The organism is Nitratireductor kimnyeongensis, from assembly GCF_019891395.1.
Taxonomy (GTDB): domain Bacteria; phylum Pseudomonadota; class Alphaproteobacteria; order Rhizobiales; family Rhizobiaceae; genus Nitratireductor; species Nitratireductor kimnyeongensis.
In genome coordinates, this window is record NZ_CP078144.1 from 21,667 (window position 1) to 46,036 (window position 24,370).

24 protein-coding genes are annotated in these 24,370 nt (G+C 61.7%); 6 read left to right on the plus strand and 18 right to left on the minus strand.

Translation table 11 applies throughout. The features are described 5' to 3' along the window. Window positions 1-5 precede the first annotated feature (5 nt). Window positions 6-1,082 carry a sn-glycerol-3-phosphate import ATP-binding protein UgpC gene (locus KW403_RS18145; RefSeq protein WP_223022655.1) on the plus strand — a complete coding sequence of 359 codons (1,077 nt, stop codon included), beginning with the start codon at window positions 6-8 and terminating at the stop codon, window positions 1,080-1,082. On the opposite strand, the gene KW403_RS18150 is transcribed toward KW403_RS18145, so the two are convergent. Genes KW403_RS18150 through KW403_RS18170 form a run of 5 tightly spaced genes read right to left on the minus strand, consistent with a single transcriptional unit; the run spans window position 1,083 to window position 5,410 of the window. Continuing rightward, window positions 1,083-1,568, minus strand: coding sequence for a hypothetical protein (locus tag KW403_RS18150; RefSeq protein ID WP_223022656.1), 486 nt, complete (start codon window positions 1,566-1,568; stop codon window positions 1,083-1,085). Window positions 1,569-1,595: 27 nt separating this feature from the next. Further along, window positions 1,596-2,654, minus strand: coding sequence for a D-TA family PLP-dependent enzyme (locus KW403_RS18155; RefSeq protein ID WP_223022657.1), 1,059 nt, complete (start codon window positions 2,652-2,654; stop codon window positions 1,596-1,598). A gap of 4 nt (window positions 2,655-2,658) precedes the next feature. Then, window positions 2,659-3,570, minus strand: a complete 912-nt coding sequence (locus tag KW403_RS18160) for a MurR/RpiR family transcriptional regulator (protein ID WP_223022658.1) — start codon at window positions 3,568-3,570, stop codon at window positions 2,659-2,661. 2 nt (window positions 3,571-3,572) lie between these two features. Next, entirely contained in the window at window positions 3,573-4,640 is a 1,068-nt protein-coding gene (locus KW403_RS18165) for an ABC transporter ATP-binding protein (protein ID WP_223022659.1), read from the minus strand. Window positions 4,641-4,651: 11 nt separating this feature from the next. Next, window positions 4,652-5,410: an SDR family NAD(P)-dependent oxidoreductase gene (locus KW403_RS18170; RefSeq protein WP_223022660.1), complete on the minus strand. Its 759-nt coding sequence runs from the start codon at window positions 5,408-5,410 to the stop codon at window positions 4,652-4,654. A 287-nt stretch (window positions 5,411-5,697) separates the two neighbouring features. On the opposite strand from KW403_RS18170, the gene KW403_RS18175 reads away from it, so the two are divergent. From KW403_RS18175 to KW403_RS18195, 5 genes are all read left to right on the plus strand, one after another. Next, a complete protein-coding gene (locus KW403_RS18175) occupies window positions 5,698-6,930 on the plus strand; it encodes an ABC transporter substrate-binding protein (protein WP_223022661.1) in 1,233 nt (410 codons plus the stop codon). Between the two features lie 84 nt (window positions 6,931-7,014). Then, window positions 7,015-7,890 carry a carbohydrate ABC transporter permease gene (locus KW403_RS18180; RefSeq protein WP_223022662.1) on the plus strand — a complete coding sequence of 292 codons (876 nt, stop codon included), beginning with the start codon at window positions 7,015-7,017 and terminating at the stop codon, window positions 7,888-7,890. Further along, window positions 7,887-8,711 carry a carbohydrate ABC transporter permease gene (locus tag KW403_RS18185; protein WP_007007193.1) on the plus strand — a complete coding sequence of 275 codons (825 nt, stop codon included), beginning with the start codon at window positions 7,887-7,889 and terminating at the stop codon, window positions 8,709-8,711. The genes KW403_RS18180 and KW403_RS18185 overlap by 4 nt, the downstream gene beginning before the upstream one ends. Window positions 8,712-8,737: 26 nt before the next feature. After that, window positions 8,738-9,103: a RidA family protein gene (locus KW403_RS18190; RefSeq protein ID WP_223022663.1), complete on the plus strand. Its 366-nt coding sequence runs from the start codon at window positions 8,738-8,740 to the stop codon at window positions 9,101-9,103. 23 nt (window positions 9,104-9,126) lie between these two features. After that, window positions 9,127-10,605, plus strand: a complete 1,479-nt coding sequence (locus tag KW403_RS18195) for a M81 family metallopeptidase (protein WP_223022664.1) — start codon at window positions 9,127-9,129, stop codon at window positions 10,603-10,605. A gap of 19 nt (window positions 10,606-10,624) precedes the next feature. Here KW403_RS18195 and KW403_RS18200 read toward each other — a convergent pair whose 3' ends face one another. The 13 genes from KW403_RS18200 to KW403_RS18260 all read right to left on the minus strand — a co-directional run bounded on the left by KW403_RS18200 (window position 10,625) and on the right by KW403_RS18260 (window position 24,128). Next, window positions 10,625-11,089 (minus strand): Rrf2 family transcriptional regulator, encoded by a 465-nt coding sequence (locus KW403_RS18200; RefSeq protein ID WP_223022665.1) that lies wholly within the window; start codon window positions 11,087-11,089, stop codon window positions 10,625-10,627. A 4-nt stretch (window positions 11,090-11,093) separates the two neighbouring features. Then, window positions 11,094-11,729, minus strand: coding sequence for a group III truncated hemoglobin (locus tag KW403_RS18205; protein ID WP_425518231.1), 636 nt, complete (start codon window positions 11,727-11,729; stop codon window positions 11,094-11,096). Between the two features lie 293 nt (window positions 11,730-12,022). Continuing rightward, entirely contained in the window at window positions 12,023-13,183 is a 1,161-nt protein-coding gene (gene uxuA, locus KW403_RS18210; protein ID WP_223022666.1) for a mannonate dehydratase, read from the minus strand. Next, window positions 13,180-14,640 carry a mannitol dehydrogenase family protein gene (locus KW403_RS18215; RefSeq protein WP_223022667.1) on the minus strand — a complete coding sequence of 487 codons (1,461 nt, stop codon included), beginning with the start codon at window positions 14,638-14,640 and terminating at the stop codon, window positions 13,180-13,182. The genes uxuA and KW403_RS18215 overlap by 4 nt, the downstream gene beginning before the upstream one ends. A gap of 6 nt (window positions 14,641-14,646) precedes the next feature. Next, on the minus strand, window positions 14,647-15,708 hold the full coding sequence (locus KW403_RS18220; protein ID WP_223022668.1) for an ABC transporter ATP-binding protein: 1,062 nt from the start codon (window positions 15,706-15,708) through the stop codon (window positions 14,647-14,649). Window positions 15,709-15,710: 2 nt separating this feature from the next. Further along, on the minus strand, window positions 15,711-16,952 hold the full coding sequence (locus KW403_RS18225) for an AGE family epimerase/isomerase (RefSeq protein ID WP_223022669.1): 1,242 nt from the start codon (window positions 16,950-16,952) through the stop codon (window positions 15,711-15,713). After that, window positions 16,949-17,779, minus strand: coding sequence for a carbohydrate ABC transporter permease (locus tag KW403_RS18230; RefSeq protein WP_378597181.1), 831 nt, complete (start codon window positions 17,777-17,779; stop codon window positions 16,949-16,951). The genes KW403_RS18225 and KW403_RS18230 overlap by 4 nt, the downstream gene beginning before the upstream one ends. 47 nt (window positions 17,780-17,826) lie before the next feature. Beyond that, a complete protein-coding gene (locus KW403_RS18235; RefSeq protein WP_007007211.1) occupies window positions 17,827-18,714 on the minus strand; it encodes a carbohydrate ABC transporter permease in 888 nt (295 codons plus the stop codon). A gap of 78 nt (window positions 18,715-18,792) precedes the next feature. Then, window positions 18,793-20,115, minus strand: a complete 1,323-nt coding sequence (locus tag KW403_RS18240) for an extracellular solute-binding protein (RefSeq protein ID WP_223022670.1) — start codon at window positions 20,113-20,115, stop codon at window positions 18,793-18,795. Between the two features lie 144 nt (window positions 20,116-20,259). Continuing rightward, entirely contained in the window at window positions 20,260-21,522 is a 1,263-nt protein-coding gene (locus KW403_RS18245; RefSeq protein WP_223022671.1) for a neutral/alkaline non-lysosomal ceramidase N-terminal domain-containing protein, read from the minus strand. Beyond that, on the minus strand, window positions 21,519-22,670 hold the full coding sequence (locus KW403_RS18250) for an N-acetylglucosamine-6-phosphate deacetylase (RefSeq protein WP_223022672.1): 1,152 nt from the start codon (window positions 22,668-22,670) through the stop codon (window positions 21,519-21,521). Before KW403_RS18250 ends, KW403_RS18245 begins: the two co-directional genes overlap by 4 nt. After that, window positions 22,667-23,437: a sugar isomerase domain-containing protein gene (locus KW403_RS18255; protein WP_223022673.1), complete on the minus strand. Its 771-nt coding sequence runs from the start codon at window positions 23,435-23,437 to the stop codon at window positions 22,667-22,669. The genes KW403_RS18250 and KW403_RS18255 overlap by 4 nt, the downstream gene beginning before the upstream one ends. Further along, window positions 23,430-24,128, minus strand: coding sequence for a 6-phosphogluconolactonase (locus KW403_RS18260; protein WP_223022857.1), 699 nt, complete (start codon window positions 24,126-24,128; stop codon window positions 23,430-23,432). The genes KW403_RS18255 and KW403_RS18260 overlap by 8 nt, the downstream gene beginning before the upstream one ends. Window positions 24,129-24,370: the final 242 nt, after the last annotated feature.

The following is a 24,370-nucleotide window of genomic DNA, read 5'->3' on the forward strand; positions in this document are numbered from 1 at the left end:
TCGGCATGGCGACGATTTCCATACGCGACGTTCGCAAATCCTACGGCAAGACCGAGGTCATTCATGGTGTGAGCCTGGATGTGGCCGATGGCGAATTCATCGTCATTGTCGGCCCGTCCGGCTGCGGCAAGTCCACACTCCTGCGCATGGTGGCCGGTCTTGAGCGCATCACCGCCGGCACGATGGAAATCGGCGGGCGGGTGGTCAACGATCTGGAGCCGCGCGAGCGCGACATCGCCATGGTGTTCCAGAACTATGCGCTCTATCCGCATATGTCCGTCTTCGACAACATGGCCTACGGGCTGAAAATTGCCGGCAAGACGAAGGACGAGATCCGCCAGCGGGTCGATCAGGCCGCCGCCATGCTGCAGCTCGAACCCTATCTCGACCGCAAGCCGCGCGCGCTTTCCGGTGGCCAGCGCCAGCGTGTTGCCATGGGCCGCGCGCTCGTGCGCAACCCGGCCGTCTTCCTGTTCGACGAGCCGCTGTCCAATCTCGATGCGAAGCTGCGCGTCCAGATGCGGCTTGAGATCAAGCAGATGCAGCGCTCGGTCGGCACCACCGCGCTTTACGTGACGCATGATCAGGTGGAGGCGATGACGCTCGCCGACCGGCTGGTCGTCATGAATGCCGGCATTGCCGAGCAGATCGACACTCCCATGGCTGTCTATGAACGTCCCGCGACACGCTTCGTTGCGGGCTTCATCGGTTCCCCGGCGATGAACATTCTGAAGGGAAGCGTTTCGGGCTCGGATTTCGTGCTGGAAGGCGGCGGAAAGCTCGCGCTGGACACGAAACCGCAAGAGACGGGCCGCCCGCTTCTCTTCGGCGTGCGTCCCGAGCACCTGCAGATTGCCACGGCGAAAGAGGCGACGCTCAATCTTTCCGTCACGGCGGTGGAGACGCTCGGAGCCGACACGCTGGCCCATGGCACGCTTTCAGGCGCCAATGGTGCCGGCGGCGAGCTGATCGCCCGGCTTCCCGGCAGCGCAAAGGTCGCGCCCGGCGACACACTGCCGCTCACCGTTCAGGAGAACATGACCCATCTCTTCGATGCCGAGACGGGCAGGCGCGTTGAGTGATCAGCCGCAAAGCGGGTGCGGCATGTAGCCGACAAAGCCGGTGATCTTCCAGCGCCCGTCGATCTTCGCGCAGAAATAGAGTGTTTGCCAGTTCAGCCGGTCGACGCTGCCGTCAGCCTTGGCCACGCTGCCGTTGAATTTCTTGTGCAGCACGGCGCGGTCGCCATCGATGTCGATGTCACGCATGTTCGTCACGCGGAAAAGCGCATCGCGCAGCGGCTCGGCAAACTCGGTGGCCGCCGTTTCCCTGCCCTGACGCAGCCATTCGTCGCGATAGGTTTGCACATCTGGAAACTGGAGCCGCCAGGAATCCGCGTCGTTGAGGAAATGCGCATGCATGCCGAAGAACCGGTCCTCGGCAAAATCCCCTTCCACCATCGACCAGTCCTGCGCGAGAAACGCGTCGATGTCGCGCCGCACCAGCATCTCCCAGAGATAGTGACGGTCGGCATCGCCTTCAGGGAAGGGGTTCTTGTCGTAGGTCATATGCTTGTTCCTCGGAATGACTGGTTCTCAGGTCAGGCGGCTGCGGGCGGCAACGACCAGTGTTTCGGTCACGCGGTCGCCCTCGACGATGTTCACCGCGTCGTAAAGGTTCGACACCGGGCAAACGTGATTGGGGATGATCCGCACCTTGTCGCCGATCTCAGGTTTTGCCGCACAGTTCGAAAGGTCCACAATACCGTGTTCCTCGCTGAGCGCGCCGATCACCGCATCGGGATACTCCACGATGTGCCCATGGCCTGGAACGGGCGCCGTATCGGCCGCAAGCGCCTTGGAGCCTGCATCGATGATTGCGCGGTTGTCGGTCGGCCGGCTCACCACCGTGGCCAGCACGGTGAACGCGCAGTCTTCCAGCGTGCCATGACCGAAAGCCACCTGCATGCGATCGGAATAGATATAGGTGCCGGGCCGGTGTTCGGTGGCGCTGGTCACCTGCTCGGCCCGATAGAAGTCGGGCGATCCGCCATTGGAAACCGTGTTGACCGCCAGCCCGCTTTCCCCGAGCGCGGCGATGGCATCCGCCAGCCAGCGCTCCACCTTTTCCGGCTCGCCGCGCGGCGGATAGGTCATCAGCCCTTCAAAGCGGAGCCCCGTTGCTGCATCGATCTGTTTCGCCAGCGTAACGACTTCTTCCACCGTTTGCACGCCGCATCGGCCCATCCCCGTATCGCATTCCACCAGCACGGGGAGAGGGCGCTCCGGGTCAGTGAAATGCTTGGCATAGCCGGCAATCGTCACCGCGCTGTCCGCCGTCACCGAAAGCGTCACGCGTTTGTGCAGGGCAAGAAGCCGGTTGAGCTTGGCAGCACCAAGAATGTTGTAGGGAATGAAAATGTCGGTCAGCCCCGCATCGGCCATCACTTCTGCTTCGCCCACCTTCTGGCAGGTGATGCCGATCGCGCCCATCTCGCACTGCATGTTGGCGAACAGGGGCAGTTTGTGGGTCTTGATGTGCGGGCGCAGTTTCAGCCCGTGCGTGTCCGCATGGGCCTGCGCGCGGGCGAGGTTGGCCCGCACCTTCGCAAGGTCGATCACCACGGCGGGCGTTTCAAGGTCGAGAATGCGCAAGACATCAGTCTCCGATGGGCAGATTGGGGTTCTTGATGTTTTGACTGGCCAGGCTGTGGCGCACCCGCCGGAGCGGCTCCAGCACCTTCTTGCCAAGCGTGAGCGCGGTCGCCATGGCGATCATGTCCACCGCCGAGAGCAGCGCATAGCGCATGGAAGAGGGTTTGTAGAGATTGCCGTCTTCCTTGAAGGTGAGCGGCAGAATGTCGTCGCCCGCCGCCGCCAGCGGCGAGTTGGGCGTGGTCACCACAAAGGCGCGCGCGCCATATTGCCGGGCAATCGTCACCGCATCCATCACCGAGGCGGCCTGCCCCGAAACGGAAAAGCCGATCACCACCGCCTTGGGCTCCAGCACCGAGGCGCTCATGCGCTGAAGCTGCGGGTCGGTGTGTGCGGTGACATGCAGACCAAGCCGGAAGAGCCGGTTTTGCAGCTCCACCGCCGCAAAGGAAGAGCTGCCGCCGGTGCCATAAACGAGGATCTGGCTCGCGCGGCTGATTTCTTTCGCCATGGGCTCAAGATCAATGTCCGCGAGCGCCATCGACATGAGGTCGAGCGCGGCATGAGCGCCTGAGGCAACCTTCGCCACCACCTGACCGGAAAGTGGCAGTTCCTCCACCGGTGCGCTCGGCTCGCGCAGATAGGCACCGCCAATGGCCAGCGCCTGCGCCAGATGAAACCGCATTTCCCGCGTTCCGGGAAAGCCAAGTGCACGCGCCAGCCGCGTGATGGTCGGTTCGCTCACGCCCGCTCGTTCGGCGATCTGCGCGATGGGCGCGTGGGCGGCAAACTGCGGATTGGCCAGAATGCTCTCCACCAGGCGGATTTCCGCGCCACGCCCGCGCTCAAGGCGATCCTGCAGCCGGGCGATGATATCGACCGTGCGTTCGCTGTCGTCGGGCACGCGCTTGTCCATGGTCAGTGGGCCTCCAGCCTTTGTCCGCCATCGCTGTCAAAGAGGTGGACATGCTCGACCGGAACGGAAAGCGCAAGTGTCTCGCCATGATGGGGGAGTTCGCGGTCCCGGAGCACGACGCGTACATCTTCTCCGGCAATGGTGCCGAACACATGGATCTCCGGGCCGGTGGGCTCCACAACTTCTACATGGAGTTTCAGCGGTCCTTCCGGGTTCCTTTGATAGGATTCGGGACGGATACCAACCGTCACCGTTTTCTCGCCAAAACCCTGCGCAACGGGGAGGCTCGTCCCATCCTGCAGCACCGCCACGGGCGTGCCGTCAACCATGCCCGTTTCTGCCTGAAGAAAGCTCATCGCGGGTGAGCCGATGAAACCGGCAACAAATGTGTTGGCGGGCCGGTCGTAAAGCTCCAGCGGTGTGCCCACCTGCTCGATATTGCCGCCATTCATGACCACGATCCGGTCGGCCATAGTCATGGCCTCGATCTGGTCATGCGTGACATAGACGATGGTCGTGCCAAGCTTCTGGTGCAGCGCCTTGATCTCGGTGCGCATCTGGATGCGCAGTTTCGCGTCGAGGTTCGACAGCGGCTCGTCGAAGAGAAACACTTTCGGATCGCGCACGATGGCCCTGCCCATGGCGACACGCTGGCGTTGACCGCCCGATAGCTGGCCCGGCTTGCGGTCGAGATAGGCGCCGAGATTTAGGATTTCCGCCGCCTTCCTGATGCGCTGCTCGGTCTCGTCTTTCGGCTCCCCGCGCACGCGTGGCCCAAAGCTGATATTCTCCCGCACGCTCATATGCGGAAAGAGCGCATAGGACTGGAACACCATGGACGTGTCGCGTTTCTGAGGCGGAATGTCATTCGCGCGCGCCCCACCGATGAAAAGATCCCCTCCGGTAATGGGCTCAAGCCCCGCGATCATGCGCATGAGTGTGGATTTGCCACAGCCGGATGGCCCGACCAGGACCACGAACTCGCCGTCGTCGATCGCCAGCGAGAGCTTCTCGATCACGGTCAGCGAGCCATAGCGCTTGGAAATGTCCTTCAATCTCAGTTTTGCCATGAAGGGTCTCCTCAGCCGGATATCTGTTCGAGAAAGGGCAGGTTGCCGGCGGAAATCCCGGCATCCACGGGAAGCACCGTGCCGGTGATGCCACTTGAAAGCGGTGAGGCGAGAAAGGCCGCTGCGCGCGCCACTTCGGCGGGCTCGACCATGCGGCCCAGCGGGTAAAGCTGCCGCACCTTCGCCAATATGCCCGGGTCGCGTTCGATGCGGTGGTCCCAGGCCATGGTGCGCACCGAACCCGGCGTGATCGCATTGGCGCGAATGCCATGCCGGCCTTCCTCCGTCGCGATGGCGCGCATCCAGGCGATCAACCCGGCCTTGGCAGCCGCATAGGCGGGATTGCCATAATGCGAAAGCGCGTTGATGGAGGAAATGAACACGAACGCTGCGCCGTTCTCCCTGTCACGCATGGCGGGCAGAAAGGCCTGCGAAAGTCGTGCCGCGCTGCGCAGGTTCAGGTCCAGCTCGAGGGAGAGCGCCTTGGGCGTCACGTCATCCAGCGTTTCGGCGCGCGTCCAGCCGGCGTTTGAGATCACGGCATCCGGAACGCCCCCGTCGCAAATGCGCTTTGCCGCCGCTTCAACCGCACCATCGTCCAAAAGGTCAAAGCGCTGTGCTTCCCCAACCCCGTCAAACGACAGATCGGCCTCCTCCAGATCGCAGGCGACCACAAAGGCGCCAAACCCCGAGAGGACATCCACCATGGCTCGTCCGATGCCACCGCCCGCACCCGTCACCACGATCCTGTGATCCTTCAGATCGATCATTGCGCTCCCGTTCTTCCCCTCGGTGTGCCCGCTTTTCTTGAAATCGATTGGTCTTTTCCGGGCAATTGGCGCGGGCCCAATTAAGGATCCACAGCCAAAGATTTGCCGATAAATCGTAATTTAGCAACATGAATGTGCGATTTCTCTTGCTTAATTCTAGTTTCTGTAAAAAAATTACACAAAAGGCCGCCGCCCGCGCCGTGTGGCGATCCCAAAGAACAGTTAAGGCGCAGGTGCCCTTCACCGGGCATGCATCAGGAACCCGAGAGAGGAACAGGGAGTTAGCAATGATCAGGACCGCATTGAGAGCCACCGTCGCCGGTGCCGCGCTTCTATCCATGGCTGGGTGGGCGCAGGCGGAGACCGTGCGCGTCACCGTAGCTGAATACAGTTCCAAGACCGGCCCCTATTTCGAAGAAGCCGCCAAAGCGTTCGAGGAGGCCAATCCCGGCTCTGAAATTCAGGTAGAAGTGGTGCCGTGGGACGTGCTTCTGCAAAAGCTGACCACCGACATTTCGGGCGGCGCCAATGCCGACCTGTCGATCATCGGCACACGCTGGCTGATCGATTTCGTCGATCAGGGCATTGCCGCCCCACTCGACGATTACATGACGCAGGATTTCAAGGACCGCTTCTTCCCGGTCTTCCTGGAGCCATCCGTGATGCAGGAAAAGACCTATGGTCTGCCCATCGCGGCATCGGCCCGAGCCATGTATTACAACAAGGCGCTGTTTGAGCAGGCCGGCATCACCGAGGTTCCCGACACCTGGGACGAGCTTGCCGAAGCGGCCAAGAAGATCGGCGCGCTGGGTGACGACATTGCCGGCTTCGGACTTCAGGGCAAGGAAATCGAGACCGACGTCTATTTCTACTATGCCTTCTGGGCCTATGGCGGCCAGCTTGTTGAGGAAGACGGCACGTCCGGCCTCGACACGGATGCCGGCTACAAGGCCGCGGAGATGTACAAATCGCTGATCGATGCCAGCGCGACCCAGCCCGGCGTCACCTCCTACAGCCGCGAAGACGTGCAGAACCTCTTCAAGCAGGGCAAGGTCGGCATGATGATCACCGCGCCCTTCCTTTCAAACCAGATCAAGGAAGAAGCGCCCGATCTCGAATATGGCGTTGCCGCCATTCCGGCTGGACCGGATGGAGAGCGCGGCACTTATGGCGTGACCGATTCCATCATCATGTTCGAAAATTCCCAGAACAAGGATCTGGCCTGGAAATTCCTCGATCAGCTCTTCACCACCGAGTGGCGCGCAAAGTTCACCTCGGGTGAAGGCTTCCTGCCGGTCAATCCTGAGGTCGCTGCCCAGCCCGCCTTTGCTGACAATGCCGATCTGAAAGCCTTCACGGCGCTTCTGCCGGATGCCCGCTTCGCGCCCGTCATCGCCGGTTGGGAGGAAATCGCGGCCGCCACGTCGGATGCGGTGCAGACAATCTATCTCGGCAATGGCGAGCCCAAGGCCACGCTCGACGCTGCCGCTGAAGAGATCAACGGCATTCTCGGGCAATAGCCGATCCATTGAAGATGGCGTGCGCGGTTGTGGCTGCGCATGCCGCTTCTGTCCGCTTGAAATCCTGCGAACACTGACGGGACCATGATCCGCTCGCCCCTGACAAATCCCTATCTGTTGATCCTGCCGGGGTTTCTGCTCGCCGCGTTCATCATCCTGTGGCCGCTTTACCAGCTCGGCACGATTTCGCTCAACGACGTCAACCGCTTTGGCCAGCTGCGTGGTTTCAACGGTGTCGAAAACTATGTCGCCGTCTTCACCGATCCGGATTTTCTGGGCGCGCTGTGGCGCACCTTCATCTGGACCGGCGGCATCGTCTTCGGCACGCTCATCATCTCCGTGCCCGTCTCCATGATCCTTAACGAGGATTTTTACGGTCGCTCGCTTGCGCGCGTCATCGTCATGCTGCCCTGGGCCGTGTCGCTCACCATGACCGCCATCGTCTGGCGGTGGGCGCTGAATGGCGAGAGCGGCATGCTCAATTCGGGCCTGCAGAACATCGGCCTGATCGATCATAACATCCAGTGGCTTGCCCGCGCCTCTACCGCCTTTCCGGTGCAGATCATGATCGGCATTCTGGTCACGATCCCGTTCACGACCACGATCTTTCTCGGCGGCCTCTCATCCATTCCCGATGATCTCTATGAGGCGGCAAAGCTTGAAGGTGCATCGCGCTGGCAGACTTTCCGCGAGATCACCTTGCCGCTGATGAAGCCGTTTTTGAACATCTCGATCGTGCTCAACATGATCTATGTGTTCAATTCGTTCCCGATCATCTGGGCGACCACGCAGGGTGGGCCGGCCAACTCCACCGACATCCTGGTCACCTATCTCTACAAGCTCGGTTTCCGCTTCGGCAAACTGGGCGAGGCGTCCGCCCTGTCGGTGATGATGTTCGCGCTGCTTCTGGTCTTCACCATCCTCTATGTCGCGCTGGCCATGCGTAGGGAACGGACATGAACCCCAAACTGAAGAAATCGCTTCTCTACTGGGCACTGCTGTCACCGCTCATTGTGCTGATCCTGTTTCCGTTTGCCGTGATGTTCATCACCGCGATCAAGCCGGCCAACGAGGTGCTGTCGCCCACCTGGTGGCCGCGTGAGGCAGCATGGCGGAATTTCATAGACATGTGGGCCGTCACCAATTTCGGCACCGCGCTGTGGAATTCGATCTATGTCTCGGTGCTGTCGACCGTTCTGGCGCTCGCGGTCTCCATTCCAGCGGCTTACGCCATGAGCCGTTTCCGCTTCAGGGGGCAGGGCTTTTTCCGCCAGTTCCTGCTCGTCACGCAGATGCTCTCGCCCATCGTGCTTGTCATCGGCCTGTTCCGGCTGGTGGTGTGGCTCGGCCTGCTCGACAATGTGAACTCCATCGTCTTCGTCTATGGCGCGTTCAATGTCGCATTCACCGTTTGGATGCTGCAGAGCTATTTCTCCACCATTCCGAAAGATCTGGAAGAAGCCGCGTGGATCGAGGGCGCGAGCCCGGCAAAAGCGCTGGTGATGGTGTTCCTGCCGCTTGCCCTTCCTGCGATGACGGTCACCGCCATCTTCTCCTTCATCAATGCGTGGAACGAGTTCGTCATCGCACTCACCATGCTGCGGCGTCAGGAAAGCTACACGCTGCCGATCCAGATTTTCTCGCTCGTTGCCGGCCGCTACACGGTCGAGTGGCATCACGTCATGGCGGCAACCTTTGTCGCCACGATCCCCGTCGCCGTCATCTTCGCCTGGCTACAGCGCTATCTGGTGCGCGGCTTGGCCATCGGTGCGGTGAAATAAAGCAATTCTAGGAACGGAGTATATTCATGTCCAAACAGTGCTTCGGCACCTCCCATGTGCCACTTTCCCCCGCCGTGCGCGCCGGTGATTTCGTGTACATTTCGGGCCAGGTTCCGGTGGGTGCCGATGGCGTTGTCGTCAAGGGTGGCATCACCGAGCAGACCATGCAGGTGATGGAAAACGTCAAGGCGGCATTGGCGCTTGCCGGCTGCACGCTGGACGATGTGGTCAAGACAACCGTCTGGGTGGAAGACGCTCGCGATTTCGGCCCGTTCAATGCGGTCTATGGCAAATATTTCCCGAAAGACCCGCCCGCGCGCACCACGGTTGAATCGCGGCTGATGCTCGACATCAAGATCGAGGTTGAGGCCGTAGCCTACAAGCCGCTTTGAACCATAAGCCGGGATATCAACGCATGCGTGTCTTCACTGCCTCCTTCGCCACCGAAACGAACACCTTCTCGCCGATCCCCACGGATCGACGCGATTTCGAGATGGCGTTTTATGCGGGGCCGGGGGAGCATCCCGAGACCCCGACCCTCTGTTCGGCGCCCATTCCGGTTTTGCGGCGGCGCGCGCGGGAGGAGGGGTTCACCCTGATCGAAGGCACCGCCACCTGGGCGGAGCCGGGAGGCTATGTGCGGCTCGATGTCTATGAGGCGTTGCGCGATGAAATACTGGATCAGCTGCGGGCCGCCATGCCGGTGGACTGCGTGGTTCTTGGCCTGCACGGCGCAATGGTCGCGCGCGGACTCGATGATTGCGAGGGCGATCTTCTTGCCCGCGTTCGCGCGATCGTCGGGCCAAACGTGGTGGTGGCAGCAGAGCTCGACCCGCACAGCCATCTGACAGCGAAGCGCGTGGCGGCAGCCGACATTCTGGCGTCTTTCCTGGAATTTCCCCACACGGATTTCCTGGAGCGGGCGGAACATGTGGTGGATCTCGCCCTGCGGGCCACGCGTGGCGAAATCCGCCCGGTCATCTCCACCTTTGACTGCCGTATGATCGATGTCTTCCCGACCAGCCGCGAGCCCATGCGTTCCTTCGTTGACCGCATGAAGGCACTTCAGGGCAGGGAGGGGGTTCTCTCCGTCTCGCTTATTCACGGCTTTATGGCCGGAGACGTGCCGGAGCTCGGGACCCAGGTCATGGTCGTCACTGACAATGCCCCGGCCAAGGGCGCAACTCTTGCCGAAAAGCTTGGTCGTGAAGTGCGTTCCATGCGCGGCACGACCGCCATGAACAGCATCTCCGCCGATGATGCCATCGCCAGGGCTAAAGCCGGCGGTGCAAGCGGCTGGCCGGTCGTCATCGCCGACATGTGGGACAATCCCGGCGGTGGAACGGCAGGCGACAACACCGTTCTCCTGCATGCGCTCGTCAAAAGCGGCATAACACGCGCCGGCATTGCTACGATATGGGATCCGCAGGCAGTCGGTTTCGCTCATGGCGCAGGCGAGGGCACCGTTCTCGACATGCGCATTGGCGGCAAGGCAAACGCCGCCAGCGGCACACCGTTCGACGGGTCATTCGAGATCCGCAAACTGGCGAAGGAGGGTTGGCAGACATTTGGCACCAGCCGCGTCACACTTGGCCCTGCCGCAGTAGTGCGGCTTGTGGGCACGGAGATCGACATCGTGCTCAACACCAATCGCACGCAGACTTTCGAGCCGGACATCTTCTCCAATCTCGGCGTCGATCCGCTCGAAAAACAGGCGCTGCTTATCAAGTCGACCAACCATTTCCACGCGGGCTTTGCTCCCATCGCCGAGGAGATCATCTATGCGGTCGTGGAAGGTTGCTACCCCAACAACCCGAAGACCGCCGGTTACAAAAAGCTCGCGCGTCTGATCTGGCCTATCGATGAAAACGCTCTTGATGAGCAGTTGGGATAGAGCAGGGCAGGGGGCGGCCTCAAGCTGATGCCGTCGCGCCCGAGGTTTCCATTTTGAGATCGAGCAACCCCGCAAGGGCCTGCCGATTGGTGACAAGATCGGCAAGCGTATAGCGATCGAACACGGCGAGATAGGCATCCAGCGCCTCGGTCACGATGCCCTTCAGCCGGCAACCCTGCGTCAGAACACAAGTGCTTTCTCCCACGCCCATGCACTCGACGAGGGCGAGGCTTTCCTCCATACCGCGAACGATGGCCCCCAACTCGATGTCTTCGGGTTCCTTTGCCAGCATGATTCCCCCGGCGCGTCCGCGCAGCGTCGTGACTGCGCCAAGTTGCGCGAGCCTTCGTGCAACCTTCAGGAGATGGTTGTGCGAAAGCCCATAAGCTTCTGCGACATCGCCCACAATGCAGGGCGCATCAGGCCGTAATGCCAGAAAGATCAGCATCCGCAGTGCATAATCTGTATGGAGTGTCATGCGCATCAAGTCATTCCCGCGCCCGGGTGCGTGCTACATCAGGCCCAAGCGCAGCAGGCAGGCGGAAGAACATGGCAAGTTTCAGGCTTTTTGCGATGCGCTCCGCCCGCTCCATGAACACGGTCGCAACCGACGGTGTGGAAAGCTCCTCGACGGTCTCGCGAAACAGCCCCAGCCAAATGTCGAAGTCGGCTTCCACAACCGTTTTCAGCTTGAGGTGAGCCGGCACCGGCCTACCGTGATAGCTGCCATCCTTGAGGATGACCGCGCACCAGAAATCGGTCATCTTCTCCAAATGCGGTTCCCAGTCATCCCTGATTTCGCCGGCAAAGATGGGCCCCAGCCGCGCGTGGCTTCGTACGCGCGTATAGAACGCGCGCACCAGTCGCCCGATAAATTCCCGGTCCACGGCAGGGTCCTTGAGAGCTTCTTCCGGTTGAGATTTTGGTCGGACGATGAAGGTGCCGCTCATGAAACTCTCCCAAACTGGTATTTTATCTACCAGTTTACCATTTCCGCGTTCCCGCACAACGGACGCGATGCCGCAGGCCATGCCTGGAATAAAACTCTCACTGGCGTTATGAGTAGAGTCTTGAGCTGGAAGCAGCGCTTGCGCCTCCCGGTTGTCTTGAACGGGGCCGCTCATTCCCCTGTCGGGACCGAGATGTCATCGCATAAGTTCTGGGGCGAAACTCGAGAAATCCGCCGTAACCGGCGTGGCTCGCTTGCCGCAAGACTGCTGCGCGTCGGCCGTGTTTTCGTAAGGGTTCTGCTGCTCAGCCTGCTGGGCTTTCTCGTGACACGGCTTCTGCGATGGTTCGTTTTCTGGGATGCGCCAGAGCATGCCGTATTCGTTCCATCGCGGATGCGGGCGATTCCTGTCAGTAAAATACCGGTAGCAGGGCTTCGTGCACAGGAAACCCGAACAGCTGTCCGTCGTCACCTTCGCATATATTCGAGCGTCCGCATCACGCCGCGCAGTTCCGCCAGCCCCTTCAATCGGCCAATACCTGAATAACCCGGATTCACGCGCTTGCCGAGATCGTCCAGAATGGCATGTCCATGGTCGGGACGCATGGGAATCTGCCCGTCGCGCCGCCTCTCTTCATCGAGCAGGGCGGCGACCACGGCGATCATGTCCGTGTCGCCTTCCAGATGCTCTGCCTCATGGAAAGACCCGCACGGCTCCCTCTTCACATTGCGCAGATGCGCGAAGTGAATATGCGGTCCAAGCGCCTTCGCCATGGCCGGAAGGTCGTTTGCCGGGTTCGCGCCGAGCGAGCCGGTGCAGAAGGTTAGGCCGTTTGCTCTGGTCGGAACGGCATCGAGCAATGCCTTCAGGTCGTCATGCGTTGAAACGATGCGCGGCAGGCCGAACAGCGGGAACGGTGGATCGTCGGGATGGATCGCCATCACCACGCCTTCCTCCTCCGCCACCGGCATGATCTCCCTCTGGAACTCTGCCAGATTTTCGCGCAGGCCATCGGTTGAGATGTCGCGATAGGTATCCAGCATGCGCCGGAAGCTCTCACGGTCATAGACGAATTCACGCGCCGGCACCCATTCGATGAGATTGCGTTCCAGCCGCGCCAGATCGCTTTCGCTCATCGTCTTCAGGCGCTCGCGCGCAGCTTCCACCCGCTCGGCCGGGTGGTCAGCCTCGGCACCCGGACGCGCGAGGATGAAGACATCGTAGACGCAGAACTCGACTGCATCGAAGCGCAGCGCCGTCCCGCCATGCGGCATCGGATAGTCGAGATCCGTGCGCGTCCAGTCGGTGATGGCCATGAAATTGTAGCAGATGGTGCGCACCCCGGCGCGGGCGACATTGCGGATCGAGGTCTTGTAATTGTCGATCAGCGCGCGAAAGGCGCCGCTGCGCGTTTTGACATGCTCATGCACGATCACGCTTTCGACGACCGACCATTCAAGGCCGTCCTGTTCGATTTCTTGCCTGCGCTTGTCGATCTCGTCCTGCGGCCAGGCACGGCCGTCATTGAGATGATGCAGTGCGGTGACAATCCCTGTAGCACCCGCCTGCCGAACATGAGCGAGCGTCACCGGATCGTCCGGACCGAACCACCGCCAGGTCTCTTTCATTGAGGGAACTCTCCTTGAGCATAAAGGGCAAGGGGCGCCGAAATGCCATCATCCGAGATGCGCTGATAGGCTTTGGTGACGGCGGGCAGATATCGGTCGACCCTGTCGAAACGGGCAGCCTGAAGGACGGCGGCGACAGTGTCGGCGGGACTGGTCGTCTTTGCGATGGCCGCTTTCAGCGCCTCATCCAGCGGATCGGAGAAGGCAGGCGGCTCGCCTCTGTCAGCGAGTGCTGCAATCCAGAGTGCAACACCGGCTGCAAGATGCGCTGCATCTTCACCCGCATCTTGCAGCTCCAGCATAGGATTGATGAAGCGCTGCGGAAGCTTTTGCGAGCCGTCATTGGCAATCTGCGCCGTGCGGTGACGCAGCGCGGGGTTGGCGAAACGGTCTGCAAGCCGCTCCATGTATTCGTCCGGCTTCAGGCCGGCGTCGCCGGAAAGCGTCCGGGCAGATTCTCGCCAGAGGCCCTTTACGAAACCGTGGATCAGCGGGTCGGCAAAGGCATCCGCCACCGTCTCGTGCCCGAGCAGCTGTCCTGCATAGGCGATGGCCGAATGCGCGCCGTTCAAAAGCCGAAGCTTCATCTCCTCGAAAGGAGCGACATCGGCCACCATCTCGACGCCATGGCGTTCCCAGGCGGGCCTGCCCATCGGGAAATTGTCTTCCACCACCCATTGCATGAAGGGCTCTGTCACCACGGGCCAGGCATCTTCAACGCCGAGTGCCTGTGCAACTCGTTCGCGGTCGGCATCCGTGGTCGCCGGAACGATGCGGTCCACCATGCTCGAAGGGAAGGCAACATTCTGCTCGATGTAACGGCCCAGTTCGCGATCGCGCAGGGTCGCAAATTCGGTCACGAGCCCGCGTAGTGTTTTGCCGTTGGCGGGCAGGTTGTCGCATGAGAGAACGGTGAAAGGCGGCGTGCCGTCAGCCCTTCTTCGGGCGAGGGCTTCGGTCAGAAAACCCAGTATGCCGGTCGGCCGGTCGGGGTTGGCGAGGTCCGCCGCCACTGTGCGATCCTGCACATTCAGGGTGCCGTCCGCGTTTCGTGGATAGGCCTTCTCCGTTACGGTCAGCGTCACGATCCGCGTCTGCGGACTGCTCATCGCGGCAAGAACCACCTGCGGGTCCTCCGGTGCCACCAGCACCTTCATCACGGATCCGATGACCTTCAGCGTTTCACCGGAACCATCACGCTCGGCGAGTGTGTAGAGACAATCCTGCGGGGCGAGGGCGTCGCGCATGGCAGAGCTGCGGAGGGAAACGCCGATGATGCCCCAACTGGCATCTCCCTCCGCAAGACAGGCGTCCACATAAACGGCCTGATGAGCGCGATGAAACGCCCCGATGCCGATATGCACGACGCCCGCGACCAAATGGGTTGGATCGTAGGCTGGACCCTGAACGGCGCCGGCCAGATGCGACAGACAGGAACGGTTAAGACGCTGCGCCATCACGGATCAGCCAAGCCTCTGGCTTGTCTCCGCGTCGAAGAGATGTGCCTTGGCCGCCTGAACGCCAAGGCGCACTGTGTCGCCCGCGCGAATGTGGACGCGATCACGAAGCTGCGCCGAGACGATCTGCTTTCCCACGCGAACCTGAACGAGTGTTTCAGACCCTGTCGGCTCGACATTGGTCGCAACGGCCTCGAACCCTTCACCATCAGCGGCCAGGAACAAATGCTCAGGACGCATGCCGTAGACCACCTTACTGGCGGCAGGCGGTTCGCCTTCAAGCGGCAGTTCAGCGCCGCTTTCAACACGGACGCTCTTGCCACCATTGGTAAGGAGGCCCGGTAGGAGGTTCATCGAAGGCGAGCCGATGAAGCTTGCCACAAAGGTGTTGTTCGGCCGGTCGTAAAGATCCAGCGGCGCGCCCACCTGCTCCACGATGCCATCGCGCATCACGACGATGCGGTCGGCCATGGTCATGGCTTCGATCTGGTCATGCGTGACATAGACGGTGGTTGTCTTCAGGCGGGCGTGAATGTCCTTCAGCTCAGCGCGCATCTGAACGCGCAGCTTGGCGTCGAGATTGGACAGCGGCTCGTCGAAGAGAAAGACCTGCGGATTTCGCACGATGGCGCGGCCCATGGCGACGCGTTGGCGCTGACCGCCGGAAAGCTGGCGCGGATACCGGTCGAGATAGTCCGACAGGCCGAGAATGGCGGCGGCCTCGCGGACCCGCTGGTCGATCTCGTCTTTCGGGCGCTTGGCGAGCCTGAGCGAGAAGCCCATGTTCTCGGCGATCGTCATATGCGGATAGAGCGCATAGTTCTGGAACACCATGGCGATGTCGCGGTGCTTGGGCTCCACATCGTTGATGACGCGTCCCCCGATGCTGATCGTGCCGCCGGAAATGTCCTCAAGCCCGGCGATCATGCGCAGAAGCGTGGACTTGCCGCAGCCGGAAGGGCCGACCAGAACCACAAAGGCGCCATCCGGCACTTCGACGGTTACGCCCTTGATGGTTTCGAGCTGTCCGTAGAATTTGCGGACATCCTGGATGTCGACTGAAGCCATGGTTACCTCGAGGCGTAAGCGGTGTGTGACGTTGAAAGAGCCTCCGCAACGCGGATCGCGGCAAGAAGGCTCAGACCGGTGTGATATCCGGGGTCGAGATCGGGCGTGGCCGGCACATAGTTCACCGGGCCATCTGCCGTGCGGGTCTGGTAGCCGATGGCCGGCGCACCGCGCCAGTAATGGTCGAAGAATGCGCTGTCCGCTTGTTGCCAGATGGCAAGGCTGTCGGCGCTGCCGGTCAGCTGGTGGCAGAGCGCGGCGGTGCGGATCGTTTCCGGCAAAGACCACCAGGGTCGGTAGGGGCTGAGCTTTTCGCCGGAAGAAACCGAGACGGTGAGATGCAGCCCGCACTCGGCAAAGCCTGCCCGAAACGAAGCGATCAGAATGCGCTCCAGCGTGGCCACCAGCGCCGGGTTCCGGCGAATGGGCGCATGGTCCAGGGCAAAGCCCGCAAACTCGATGCCGTGTCCGACATTACACTTATCGCCGCCCGGCACATTGCGCAGCAATCCGGATTTCTCGTCCAGATGGTCCTCGATGACATGATCGATGAAACGCTGCGCATAGGCGGTGTGATCTGAAAGGCCGCAGCGTTCCAGCATGCCGGCAGCGCCGAGCACGATCATGCGCGGCCCGAAATCGTCCGGTTCGCCGGCGAGCGCTTCGCCCCCCAAAGGCTTTTCTTCGCCCATCTGAAAGCGGCCATCCTCGATTGCCGCAATCACATCGGCGAGATAGCGCAAATATCCGGGCAGTTCTTCAGGCACATAGCGGGCGGCTGCCGCCACCAGTCCCTTGGCGGCGAAAGCATCGGAATAGGTGAACACGTCTCCCGCCGGTTCCTGGGCAGTCACCGCGCCATCGCCGTCCGCGCGAACAGGGCGAAGCCCGGCATCATAGCGGAAATAGACATGGCCATCGCGCGCCTGCAGTTCCTTGATGCGCGCGAAGAGCGAGCGTCCGGCATCATTGAGCCGCTGAGATAGCGCCGCATCGCGCGTCTCGAAGAAAGCCGCATGGCTGACCAGCGCTTCGAGACCACGCCCCTGAATCCAGCCATAGGTGTAGTCCGGCCCGCGCAGCCCGTCGGCCTCGCCATAATCGGCAAGCGTCAGGCTGTTGACCTTGGTGTTCAAAAAGCCCGCCCCAAGCAGGGGGCGATCCAGCATCCATTGGAGCGTCCCGGCATTGGCCGATGCATAGCGGTCAGCGGCCTCTGGAAAGAAGGCGTTCCCGGCGGTCATTCCTTCATCCCCGTGCTGGCAACACCCTGCACGAAATTGCGACGCAGGATCACGAACAGCGTGATGGAGGGTACGAGCACGGCCGCAGATGCCGCGCTCAACCGGCCAAGATCGACGGTGAATCCGGTCTGGAACAGGGCGAGGCCAACCTCGATCGTGTAGCTGTCGCGCGTCGTCGTCACGATCATCGGCCAGGCGAAGGAGGTCCATGCCTGGAAAAAGGCGAGAACGGCAAGCGCGCCGAGCGCACCGCGCAAGAGCGGCAGGACGATCTTCCAGAAGATCCAGAACTCTCCCGCCCCGTCGATGCGCGCGGCCTCAAGCAGTTCGTCGGGTATGGAATGCATCACATTCTGGCGGATCAGAAAGATGCCGAAGCTCATCACCAGATAGCCAAGCAGCAGGCCCCAGAGAGAATTGAGCACACCCAGCGCCTGCGCCTGGAAATAAAGCGGGATCATATAGACCTCGAACGGCACGATGGCCGTGGCGAGGATCAGGATGAAGATGATGTTGAGCGAGCGAAACGGAAACTTGGCCAGCACATAGCCGGCGATTGCCGAGGTCATGACAATCGCCACCATGGAAAGGGTGGAGAACGCGACGCTGTTGAATATCCACATCGGCAACGGCGTGTCCGCCAGCACCGAGCGGAAGTTTTCCAGCGTCGGATCGGTGGGGATGATGCGTGGCGGCCAGGCGACGATCTCTTCAGGCGTCTTGAAGGCGTTCGACACCAGAAACACCAGCGGCAGGATCATCAGGATCGAGAAGCAGAACAGGAACACATCGATGGCGAAATCGATGAGTTTGCCCCGCGTTTTCATGCGCCCGCCGGCTTTCGGGCGTGGTGTGGAAGCGGCTATCGTCTGTGTCATTTCCGCCCCTTTTCCCGAAGAAGACCGAACTGGATGAGAGTCAGCACGAGAACAATGGCCAGAAGCACCACGGCTTCGGAGGCCGCATAGCCGACACGGTAGTTGCGGAAGCTGTTTTCGAGCATGTCGAGCACCAGAACCCGGACCTGCCTGCCGGGCGCGCCCTGTGAGTCCGAGGCAAGAACGAAGGCCTGCGCATAGACATTGAAGCCGGAGATCAGCGTGACGACGGAAACATAGAGCGTGATCGGTTTCAGCATCGGCACCGAGACATGCCAGAAACGCTGCACGCCGGACGCGCCATCAAGCTTGGCTGCCTCGAAGAGAGAGACCGGAAGGTTCTTGAAACCGACGAGATAGATCAGCACGGCATAGCCGAGCGCCTGCCAGGAACACAGGACGATGATACAGATCACCGAAAGAACGGGATCGAAAAGCCATGCCTGCGCCGGGATGCCGAAGAATTCGAGCAAAGCGTTGAGCGGGCCGAGCTTGGCGTCGAAAATCCATTTCCAGGCCATCGCCGCCGGCACCAGCGACACGACATGCGGGATGAAGACCGATGTCTCGTAGAACCCGGAGAAGCGCGAATGCGTGCGGTGGTGGATAAGCCCGGCGATCACCATGGCGGTGGGCACCGTGAGAATGACCACGCCGAAAGCGATGATCGACGTGTTTGTCAGGGCGTTCAGGAAGAGCTGGTCCTGAAAGAGCTCGCGGAAATTCGCCAGGCCGATGAACGGTTTGTTCTTCGACAGGATGTTCCACTGATGCAGGCTCAGCCGCAATGTCTCGACGATCGGGTACATGCGCACCCAGGCAAAGATCGCCAGCGTCGGTAGGATCGCCAGAATGGCAAAGCGCCATCGCTTTTGTTGCAGCATTTTGTTCCCGTCCGCCTGAAGTCACTGATCGGAAACGGCGCGGACGCCGTTTCCGGGATGAGGGTATCGTTGAAGCGCCTATTCGGCGAGAAGGCCTTCGCGCTTCAAAATGTTGTTGGTCTCTTCGGCAGCCTTTGCAAGCACTGCGTCGATGGCCGCGTCATCCTCGGCGAGCACGGGATTGCTATAGGCGTTGGTGAGCTGAGCGGCGAGACGGGTCAGCACCTCCTCGATCGGACCAATGGCCGGCAGGGTGAAAAACTTGTAGTCCTCCGGATAGTCGACGAATGCGCCATAGGCGGGCACCTTGTCCGTGACGACGCTGTAGTCGACGCCCGAACGGTTGGGCAGCCAGCCGACATTGTCGAGAAGCCAGACGAGGTTCTCCGGGTCGTTGGCGGCCTGCACATAGGCCCATGCAGCCTCTGCGTCCTCACCCTCGACGGAGTTCACATAGAGGTTGGCCGGCAGAGCGATGGAGCCGACCGGCAGCGGCGCGGTCGCATAGTTCAGGTCCGGAGCCTTGGCCGCGATGTCGGCGATCACCCAGGATTCGCGGATGAACATCGCCGTCTGACCGCGCTCGAAAGCCTCGGCATCTGCCGGCATTTCGGGCGTCACGGTCTTCAGCACATGCACGTTCTCGAGATACTGCTTGAGTGCCTTGCGGCCGGCCTCATTGGCGTAGTTCGCCTTCCACTTGCCGTCGCTCACTTCCTCGATAACCGAGCCGCCAAACTGGAAGAGGTTGATCCAGAATTTTTCGGCAATGCCCTGGCCGCCGCCCGAAAGGCGCAGGCTCCAGCCCGAAACGGTCGCCTTGCCGTCAGCGTCGCGCTGGGTGAGCTTCTCGGCATAATCCGTGTAGGCCTCCATGGTCTGCGGCGGCTCATTGAGCCCTGCCGCCTCGAACATGTCGACATTGTAGAACAGCGCGCCCTGACCGCGGAAAAGCGGAACGCCATAAACGGTGCCGTTCTTGGAAGCGGCATCGACGAAGAACGCGCCGAAATTATCACTGTTGGTGACGAAATTCGCCACGGCTTCCGGTGCCGCCGGCAGCAGATCATTTTCGATGTAGCGGCTGGCCGTGGAGCCCGCGAGCTCGATCACGGTCACGCCGGCGGAGCCGGAGGTGAGGCCCAGCGCAATGCGCTTTTCATGTTCGCGCAAAGCAATCGCTTCGACGTTGATTTTGAGGTCGGGATATTTCTCCTTCAGCCCCTCCGCCACGTGCTCGTAGAACGGCGCCATTTCGGGATAGCCGCTCCAGACATTGATGGTCTGGGCAAATGCGGAACCGGAGATCGCGGTGATCGCCGCCCCCAGTGACAGCGCCGCCACCCGAGCCGTGAATCGCGAGCTGCCGGATTTTGTGTTGCTGGATCTGTACGCTCTCATCTTTTGTTCTCCCTTTCGACGTGAGCAGACTGCAATTTCGTTCCCAATGAAAAACTGCCATGCAACCGGTTGCGCGTCAAGCCGACTTCCGTTTGCATCAGCATGGCCGCCCTGCATTTCGCGATGGCCTGGCTTCGTCTTCCTCTATTCCCTGTCAGCCTGTGTTTTCTCGAGAAGCGCAACACCGGCGGCAGCGAGCGCCTCTGCGCAACCGGGTGCGAAAGTAGCCGGCTGCCCATAATAACGGTGTGCTTCTTCCACCTCATACCCGCCAAAAGCATGTTCTTCTGCCGGAGGGATGTAGCCGGGATTGTCTTCGGAAAACCCGGCGATGAACGCCACTCGGTCCCCACAGGCGGCGCGCAGACCGAGCGCGGTCGCCGCAAAGATCTCCCCGGGGAGGCCAAAGACTGCCAATCCGCCCCAATCGAGCAGGGACACCCGGCCCGTAAGGGCGTCGGTTGACTCAAGCGCAATGGTCTCCGCCCAGTGGATCCAGGCATCGAGTAGCGCTGCATGCGCGGGTTCAGCCCCTGCGCGCTCAGCGCGCCATCGGGTTGCCAGTTCTGCCGGCGTCTCGGTCTCACGCCGCTTGAACGGCAGGGAAACCTGCGCTTCCAGTGCCGCCACGTCCCCACCAAGTTGCAGCTCCGCTGCATCCATTGCCGCCTTTGCGATTTTCTCTCCAATCCGTTCGGCGGCGGCAAAGCTGCGATCCGGGTTTGCGGCAAGGCTGATCGAGGCATGGGCGCTGTGGCCCGTATTCGCGTCGCCCACACATCCGGTCACGAACAGGGCGGTGGCTCCGGGATGCGCGGTCTCAAGCGCGCGGCGCACATAGTGCGGATAGTCGGCAGTCCACAGCCGGTTGTCTGCACCGAGCACCACGGGGTGGCAGGCATAGCCCGTCATCAAGGCAATCATGCCGCCATTCTCGTCGCGTACACGCAAGAGCGGCAGAGCGCGATCTACCGAGCCGCCCGGATGGCGGCGATTGCGCGCAATGTCGGGGTCGGTTCCAAGCCCGACGGAAAGCTTTGCAGGCCTTTGCGCGGCAACAGCCTGATCGATGGCTTCGACACAGGCGTCTTCCAGCTTCTGCAGATAGTCTTCGTCGGTCTCAATCGTCAGGCGTCCGGCCATGGAAACCGGGCCGCCATGATTGTGCAGGGCGCTGATGATGACATTGGTCTCGGGGAGGGCGCAGCGGCGGCGAATGCGCGCGCTCATGTCTCCGTGCAGGCCGATCACATCGGCAACCACCATCGCCGTATCGTTGACAGCCAGCGCACGCACCGTCAGCGGATCATGCGCACCCGTCGCCGGCAAGGTGCGGGCGGCAAAACCCGAAAGCGGCAAGCCTGCAGGCGGCGTGATGTCTACCGTGGCGACGCCTGCGCGGATCATGCGGAGAACACCTCTTCGCTGTGAACGAGCGTGGTTTGAAGCTCAAACGCGCCGGTTTTCCCGTCAATCGAAAAACGGATGAGATCGGCCGGTGCATCCAGCTTCATCACGCCCCGCCCATCGACAAACGCGCCGGGGTTCGTCGTGGCGAGCCTGAGCGCCTGTGCCAGCGAAAGCCCGGCCATGCGCATCGCGATAGGAATATTGGCGATCAGTGGCAAGCCGGCTCCGGCCAGATAAGGTGTCCCGGCAATGCCCACGCGTCCGTCTGCGCGCACCTCGACATCGCCGCCGATCGGTTGTCGGTAGACACCGGGCTCCATGCCGGCAAGCGCCACGCTGTCGGAAACCAAAAGAGCGCGTTCCAGCCCCTTGGCGCGTAGCATGGTCTTGAACGCGTCGTCCGGCAGGTGATGGCCGTCGGCGATAAGCGTGGCGGTCAGCCGGTCATCGGCGAGCTGCGCCCAGATCAGGTTCGGATGGCGCGGCATGAGCGCGGCAGCGCCATTGCCCAGATGTGTGGAGAGCCGCGCGCCGGCCTCGGCAGCGGCATGAACCTGCTCGGGCGTGGCAGAGGAATGCCCAATGGCGACATGAACGCCCTGCGCCATTACTGCGCGAATATAGGCCGGGGCCTCTTCATATTCGGGCGCAAGGGTCACGAGACGGACAAGGCAGCCGCTCGCCTTTTGCCATGCATTGAATTCATCAAGCGATGGCGGCCGCACATGCTCCGCCGGATGCGCGCCGCGCGGCCCGTCCTCGGGCGCGATGCTCGGGCCTTCCATGTGAACGCCGGGGATCATGCGCGCGCAGAGAGGATCTTCGCGCCGCGCCGTAGCGATGGCGTCAAGCCCATCGAGCAGCCGCTCGCGCGATCCGGTCACAAGGGTTGGAAGATAGGTGGTCACGCCGAGCCCGGCCATGATGCGGGTGAGCTCGCAAACGCGCTTCGGCGTTAGCGCGCCGTCATTCAGGTCAAGCCCCGCATAGCCGTTAACCTGCAGGTCGACCAGGCCGGGCGTGAGATAGGTTTCATCCTGCGAATCCGTCTCGGCAATCGCCGCGATCCGCCCGTCGCGGATCGTGATGGTGATGCCGCCTCCGGTAACGGGATCGCGCCCGGTTATGGTCTTCTCCGTGCTCACAGCGCGCGAACCCGGTCGCGGAAGCGGGCCAGAAAGCGGGCGTTTGCCTCATCGCCACCTGGTGCATTTCCGCTGCGCCAGACCGGCGGTTCGACGCCGCGGTCGAGCAGCTTCGCAACGGTGCGGATCACCAGGCAGTTGAGTGCGAACGCATTGGCAAAAGTGGAGATGGCGGAGATGTTCTCCGTCATGCCCGGCAGGCTGACCACCGCATCGCCGATCGGGACTTTCGTGTCGATGGCGATGTCGACCACATCATGCAGGTTCTTCTTTTCCGGGTGGCGCGCCGGGTGATCCGGGCTCGTGCTTTCGGCATGTTCGCGCGAGCTGACGCCGATGAGAAACGCCCCGCGAGACTTCGCTTCCAGTGCGGCGTCGATCAGGGCTGCGTTGATGCCGTAGGCGTTTGCGAGGATCAGCACGTCACCTTCGCCAAGCCGGGCATCGGCGATGACAACGCGGCCATAACCCGGCGTGCGCTCGATTGCCATGGAGCGCAGTGCGCCGTTGGACAGCAGCGTGCCTTCATCGAGAATGGCGCTCATATGCATGAGGCCGCCGGCCCGGAAAAACACCTCCTGGCTGGCGAGATTGGAGTGGCCGCCAGGGCCGAAAATGTGCACAAGCCGGTCTGCCTCGATCTGGGAGGCAAGGCGTTCGGCAGCCTTGTCCAGAGTGTCACGCTCTTCGACAAGGATGCGCTGCATGAGCGCGTGGCTCGTTGCGAGATAGTCTGCGCAGATCGCGTCGGCGTTGATCTCAGGCATCCGGGTCAGCCTCCTTGTCCAGATAAAGCGTGCAATTGCCGTGCTCGCGCAGGATGCTTGCCGGGCAATCTGTTGTCAGCGGTCCGTGTAGCGCCCCGTGCACGGCATCGCGCTTGTGTGCGCCCGGCACGATGCAGAAGAGGCGGTCCGCGCGCAACAGTCTTGGAATGGTGAGTGAAAGCGCGGTGCGCGGCACTGCGTCGAGGCTTTCAAATCCGCCATCATCATATTGCTGCTGGCGGCAGACCGCGTCGAGCTCCACGAGCTTGACGTCCAGCGGATCCTCAAAATCGGCGATGGGCGGATCGTTGAACGCGATATGGCCGTTGACGCCGATGCCGAGGCACACAAAGTCGATGGGCGCTTCATTAAGCAGCGCGGTGTAGCGTTGCGCTTCTTTCTCCGGGTCTGCCCCGGGGTCGATCCGGTGTGCGGCAGCCAGCGGAAGCGCATCGAAAATGTGCCGGTTCAGCCAGTGCGCGAAGCGCTGGGGCGCATCCGGCGCAAGCCCGATGAACTCATCCATGTGAAAGGCGGTCACGCGGGACCAGTCGATGCCCGGCATGGCGCGAAGCTGCTCGACCATCGAGGTCTGGCTCGGCGCGGAGGCGAAAATGACGCGCACATTCTCCTGGCTGGCCAGCCGTTCGCGCAGCGCTTCTGCAATATCGGCTGCAGCGGCCGCTCCCATCGCTTCGCGGTCTGCAAACGTCTTTACGGTGAGCCTGTCGATCTTCCGGTCAAGAAGCGGGGTTGGCTGGAGCGCGGCTTGGCTGTGCTGCAAATCATGTCTCCCAAGAGTGCGCCCGCTGATCGCAGGGCCTTGCGGCAGAGTAGAACGAGAATGCGCGCACTATGCTGTGCAACCGGTTGCATGTCAACCGGTTGCCTGACGCCTCGCGGCGGTGCATCTTGTGGCAAGCAAGCAGAGGG

Bases quoted from the DNA above. Each gene is read 5' to 3' on its own strand.
- KW403_RS18165 (WP_223022659.1), bottom strand. From the start codon at position 4,640: ATGGCAAAACTGAGATTGAAGGACATTTCCAAGCGCTATGGCTCGCTG.
- KW403_RS18260 (WP_223022857.1), bottom strand. From the start codon at position 24,128: ATGGGAGCGGCCGCTGCAGCCGATATTGCAGAAGCGCTGCGCGAACGG.
- KW403_RS18195 (WP_223022664.1), top strand. From the start codon at position 9,127: ATGCGTGTCTTCACTGCCTCCTTCGCCACCGAAACGAACACCTTCTCG.
- KW403_RS18170 (WP_223022660.1), bottom strand. From the start codon at position 5,410: ATGATCGATCTGAAGGATCACAGGATCGTGGTGACGGGTGCGGGCGGT.
- KW403_RS18205 (WP_425518231.1), bottom strand. From the start codon at position 11,729: ATGAGCGGCCCCGTTCAAGACAACCGGGAGGCGCAAGCGCTGCTTCCA.
- KW403_RS18185 (WP_007007193.1), top strand. From the start codon at position 7,887: ATGAACCCCAAACTGAAGAAATCGCTTCTCTACTGGGCACTGCTGTCA.
- KW403_RS18160 (WP_223022658.1), bottom strand. From the start codon at position 3,570: ATGGACAAGCGCGTGCCCGACGACAGCGAACGCACGGTCGATATCATC.
- KW403_RS18220 (WP_223022668.1), bottom strand. From the start codon at position 15,708: ATGGCTTCAGTCGACATCCAGGATGTCCGCAAATTCTACGGACAGCTC.
- KW403_RS18150 (WP_223022656.1), bottom strand. From the start codon at position 1,568: ATGACCTACGACAAGAACCCCTTCCCTGAAGGCGATGCCGACCGTCAC.
- uxuA (WP_223022666.1), bottom strand. From the start codon at position 13,183: ATGAAAGAGACCTGGCGGTGGTTCGGTCCGGACGATCCGGTGACGCTC.
- KW403_RS18180 (WP_223022662.1), top strand. From the start codon at position 7,015: ATGATCCGCTCGCCCCTGACAAATCCCTATCTGTTGATCCTGCCGGGG.
- KW403_RS18240 (WP_223022670.1), bottom strand. From the start codon at position 20,115: ATGAGAGCGTACAGATCCAGCAACACAAAATCCGGCAGCTCGCGATTC.
- KW403_RS18245 (WP_223022671.1), bottom strand. From the start codon at position 21,522: ATGATCCGCGCAGGCGTCGCCACGGTAGACATCACGCCGCCTGCAGGC.
- KW403_RS18225 (WP_223022669.1), bottom strand. From the start codon at position 16,952: ATGACCGCCGGGAACGCCTTCTTTCCAGAGGCCGCTGACCGCTATGCA.
- KW403_RS18175 (WP_223022661.1), top strand. From the start codon at position 5,698: ATGATCAGGACCGCATTGAGAGCCACCGTCGCCGGTGCCGCGCTTCTA.
- KW403_RS18255 (WP_223022673.1), bottom strand. From the start codon at position 23,437: ATGCCTGAGATCAACGCCGACGCGATCTGCGCAGACTATCTCGCAACG.
- KW403_RS18235 (WP_007007211.1), bottom strand. From the start codon at position 18,714: ATGCTGCAACAAAAGCGATGGCGCTTTGCCATTCTGGCGATCCTACCG.
- KW403_RS18215 (WP_223022667.1), bottom strand. From the start codon at position 14,640: ATGGCGCAGCGTCTTAACCGTTCCTGTCTGTCGCATCTGGCCGGCGCC.
- KW403_RS18230 (WP_378597181.1), bottom strand. From the start codon at position 17,779: ATGAAAACGCGGGGCAAACTCATCGATTTCGCCATCGATGTGTTCCTG.
- KW403_RS18190 (WP_223022663.1), top strand. From the start codon at position 8,738: ATGTCCAAACAGTGCTTCGGCACCTCCCATGTGCCACTTTCCCCCGCC.
- KW403_RS18200 (WP_223022665.1), bottom strand. From the start codon at position 11,089: ATGCGCATGACACTCCATACAGATTATGCACTGCGGATGCTGATCTTT.
- KW403_RS18145 (WP_223022655.1), top strand. From the start codon at position 6: ATGGCGACGATTTCCATACGCGACGTTCGCAAATCCTACGGCAAGACC.